This is a genomic window from Caballeronia sp. M23-90 (assembly GCF_053574605.1).
The window spans coordinates 1-3,318 of record NZ_JBSIPA010000598.1 but is presented as its reverse complement, the minus strand read 5'-3'; the positions used below and the strand labels follow the sequence as shown (position 1 = coordinate 3,318).

General features: G+C 59.9%; 5 protein-coding genes and 1 pseudogene. 3 read left to right on the top strand and 3 right to left on the bottom strand.

The window, feature by feature from the left end:
- Both ACRXB1_RS33210 and ACRXB1_RS33205 read left to right on the top strand, forming a co-directional pair.
- A partial coding sequence (locus ACRXB1_RS33210; protein WP_449494441.1) for an aminotransferase class III-fold pyridoxal phosphate-dependent enzyme occupies positions 1 to 675 on the top strand: 675 nt, incomplete at its 5' end.
- Between the two features lie 9 nt (positions 676 to 684).
- Positions 685 to 987, top strand: a pseudogene (locus ACRXB1_RS33205) (RidA family protein); the annotation flags it as partial.
- Positions 988 to 1,007: 20 nt separating this feature from the next.
- On the opposite strand, the gene ACRXB1_RS33200 reads toward ACRXB1_RS33205, so the two are convergent.
- The gene (locus tag ACRXB1_RS33200; protein WP_449494440.1) at positions 1,008 to 1,316 is read right to left on the bottom strand and encodes an ArsR/SmtB family transcription factor; all 309 of its coding nucleotides are present in this window, start codon (positions 1,314 to 1,316) and stop codon (positions 1,008 to 1,010) included.
- Between the two features lie 46 nt (positions 1,317 to 1,362).
- Positions 1,363 to 2,112 carry an SDR family NAD(P)-dependent oxidoreductase gene (locus ACRXB1_RS33195; protein WP_449494439.1) on the bottom strand — a complete coding sequence of 250 codons (750 nt, stop codon included), beginning with the start codon at positions 2,110 to 2,112 and terminating at the stop codon, positions 1,363 to 1,365.
- A 260-nt stretch (positions 2,113 to 2,372) separates the two neighbouring features.
- Between ACRXB1_RS33195 and ACRXB1_RS33190 the strand changes: the two genes are divergently transcribed.
- Positions 2,373 to 3,071: a peroxiredoxin-like family protein gene (locus ACRXB1_RS33190; RefSeq protein WP_449494438.1), complete on the top strand. Its 699-nt coding sequence runs from the start codon at positions 2,373 to 2,375 to the stop codon at positions 3,069 to 3,071.
- A gap of 25 nt (positions 3,072 to 3,096) precedes the next feature.
- Here ACRXB1_RS33190 and ACRXB1_RS33185 read toward each other — a convergent pair.
- The coding region (locus ACRXB1_RS33185; RefSeq protein WP_449494437.1) for a LysR substrate-binding domain-containing protein at positions 3,097 to 3,318 on the bottom strand (222 nt) is incomplete at its 5' end.

The window sequence follows — 3,318 nt, the reverse complement described above, 5'->3', positions numbered from 1 at the left end:
GAGCCGATTCTCAGTTCCGGCGGGATCATCGAATTGCCGGTTGGCTATATGGCAGCGCTGAAACGCAAATGCGAGGAGCGCGGCATGCTGCTGATCCTCGATGAAGCGCAGACCGGCATCGGCCGAACGGGCACCATGTTCGCCTGCGAGCGCGATGGCGTCACGCCCGACATCCTGACGTTATCGAAGACGCTGGGCGCCGGTTTGCCGCTCGCAGCCGTCGTGACGTCCGCCGCGATCGAGGAGCGCGCGCACGAGCTCGGCTACCTGTTCTATACGACCCACGTGTCCGATCCGCTTCCCGCGGCCATCGGCTTGCGTGTGCTGGACGTAGTCGAGCGCGAGGGGCTGGTTGCGCGTGCGAACTTGATGGGCGATCGGCTTAGACGGGGCCTTTCGGGTCTGATGGAACGTTTCGATTGCATCGGCGATATTCGCGGGCGTGGCCTGCTTCTCGGCATGGAGATCGTCAAGGATCGCCGCACGAAAGAACCCGCCGATGGGCTCGGCGCCAAGATCACGCGCGAGTGCATGAATCTCGGGCTCAGCATGAACATCGTGCAGTTGCCCGGGATGGGCGGCGTATTCCGGATCGCGCCGCCGCTGACCGTTCACGAAGATGAAATCGATCTTGGCCTGGACCTGCTCGGCAAAGCGATCGAGCGATCGCTGTAATCACGAATGGGGCAAGTCGGCAGCCGTGAGGACGGTTTGCCCGAGCCGGATCTCGAGACGCAGGTCCGGCTCGCGTTCGACAATCTCAACGCGATTCTGGCGGCGGCCGGATGCACATTCGACGACGCGGTCGACGTCACGGTCTTCATGGTCGACCCGGAATCGAAGTTCGAGACAATCTGGAAGGTCGTATCCGAGTACTGGGGCGACGCGCCGCATCCGACACTGACTGCGGTCGGCGTGACCTGGCTCTATGGCTTTCAGTTCGAGATCAAGGTGATCGCGAAGTTGCCGGAGAATGCTGAAGCCTGATTGACCGGAGTACAGCCCTCCTACGTGCCGGGAGAACTGCCTCCCGAACTGGCGAGACAGGTTTCACTCAGGAAATCGATGACTTCCTGAATGACGTCCACGCTCGCCGAGTAGTAAATGAACGTCCGCTCCCGGCGTGCGGACACGAGCTTCGCGCGGCGCATGTCCTTCAGGTGGAAAGACAGGCTGGACGGAACGATTCCCAGATTTCCGGAGATCTCGCCGGCAGACAATCCGCACGGCCCCGTGCCGGCGAGCACCCTGAAAATGGCCAGTCGCGACTCGTGCGATATGGCGCTTAGCGCAAGCATCCTGGCATCGGCGTCCATTTTTATCGTTCGTCGTGATCGACTGGCCAGCCTGTGGGTTCGCTGCTCAAACCTGTGCCATGCCGCCATCGACGGGAAGATCGATCCCCGCGACAAAGCTGCTTTCGTCCGATGCCAGGAACAACGCGGCAGCCGCAAGCTCCTCCGGGCGTCCCATGCGGCCAAGAGGAATGACTTTCGCGAAGGACTCGCGCAGCTTGTCCGATTCTTCCTTCGTCTCGAACTGCGAGTCGATGATCGGCGTATCCACCGGTCCCGGACTCAGCGTATTCACGCGAATGCCGCGATCCTTGAGTTCGAGCGTCCAGGTCCGTGCAAACGAACGGACCGCCGCCTTGGACGCGCTGTACGCGCCGTGAGACTGGAAAGCCTTCACATTGGCAATGGACGACACGAGGATGATCGACCCGCCTTGGCGCATCAAGGGCAACGCCTTTTGCACCGTGAACAGCAGGCCCTTTGTGTTGATACCGAAGATTTTATCGAAATGCTCCGGGCTGATCTGATCAATGCCCTGCAACTCGATAAACCCCGAATTCGCGAACAACACGTCGATCACACCCCTGGTTTCCCTGACCTTGGCGTACAGCCGATCGAGATCGTCGGGATGGGTGACGTCACCCTGAACCGCTGTGACATTCCGGCCGATTGCTTCGACAGCTTTATCGAGTTCCGCCTGCCGCCGCCCGGTGATAAAGACGTGCGCGCCCTCCTCAGCAAACCGCTTTGCCGTCGCGAAACCGATACCGCTGCTGCCACCCGTGATGACCGCGACTTTGCCTTGTAACCTGGACATGACGAATCCCATTGAGAACGTTGTATGCGTGTCGGGCGGTCTTGCCCGACCCCGTGGCAAAGTTATCGAGTTCGTCTGGGAACGGCTACGGGCGCTTTCGAATAACGCGAATTCCACGCGGGAATAAATGCAACTCACCGCGCTCCATGCCCTCTGGGAATGAATGTTATGCGTTCGACATGCCTTCCGGATCGTAGGGCCGCAGAAGATGATCTGATCCGTCGGACGCGGATAATCCACTCGCACAGCAAGGGGTACATATGGCACTTCAGCAAAAACTCGATGCCTTGAAGGCGGACTTCAAGGGCGGAAAAGCACCGTACTTCGCACCGCCGGAAATTCATCCGGTAATGGAGCGGGCGACTGCGGAACTCATCGCATCGGGTCAGGCACGCCACGCATTGAAAGCCGGCGATATTGCACCGGAATTTACACTGAACGATTCGGACGGCGAAGGGGTTTCATCGGCCGCGTTGCTTGCGAAAGGGCCGCTCGTGGTCAGCTTTTATCGCGGCGTGTGGTGCCCTTATTGCAACCTCGAACTTCAGGCGCTCGAAACGTCGCTTGCCGCTTTCAAGGAACACGGCGCCAGTCTGGTCGCCATTTCGCCGCAGAATGCAGTGAACAGCCGCAAGTCGATTCGAACAAACAATCTGAGCTTCCCGATTCTGATCGATACACATAACGACGTGGCCGCGGCATTCGGAATCCGTTTCGCACTTCCGGACTATCTGGTCGATCTCTATCAATCTTTGAAGAACGACCTGCCAGCTTTCAATGGCGACGCCAGCTGGACTTTACCGATGCCGGCGCGATATGTGATTGGACAGGACGGCACGATCCTGTATTCGGAGGTGAACCCGGACTACACGTATCGGCCGGAACCTGACGACATGCTTCCCGTGCTTCGCCAGCATGGAGTCACGGCGGGCGAGTCCGACCAGCGCACCAGGATTTGACGTTGCCCCTGGCCATCGCAATACGTCATCCGACGTGCGAGTCCACACCGGCCAGGGTTTCTTCAACGAACGCCACAAACGCCCTCGCTTTCGCGCTCGCCATGCGTCCAGTCGGGAAAAGCGCCCAGAGATCGACGCCGGGAAGGCCCCAGTCGTCGAGCACGGATACGACTTCCCCACTTGCAAGTTCGGGTGCCAGCATCCACTCGGAGACGACCGCCAGGCCCATGCCGGCGAGCACCGCCGA

Bases quoted from the DNA above. Each gene is read 5' to 3' on its own strand.
- ACRXB1_RS33190 (WP_449494438.1), top strand. From the start codon at position 2,373: ATGGCACTTCAGCAAAAACTCGATGCCTTGAAGGCGGACTTCAAGGGC.
- ACRXB1_RS33195 (WP_449494439.1), bottom strand. From the start codon at position 2,112: ATGTCCAGGTTACAAGGCAAAGTCGCGGTCATCACGGGTGGCAGCAGC.
- ACRXB1_RS33200 (WP_449494440.1), bottom strand. From the start codon at position 1,316: ATGGACGCCGATGCCAGGATGCTTGCGCTAAGCGCCATATCGCACGAG.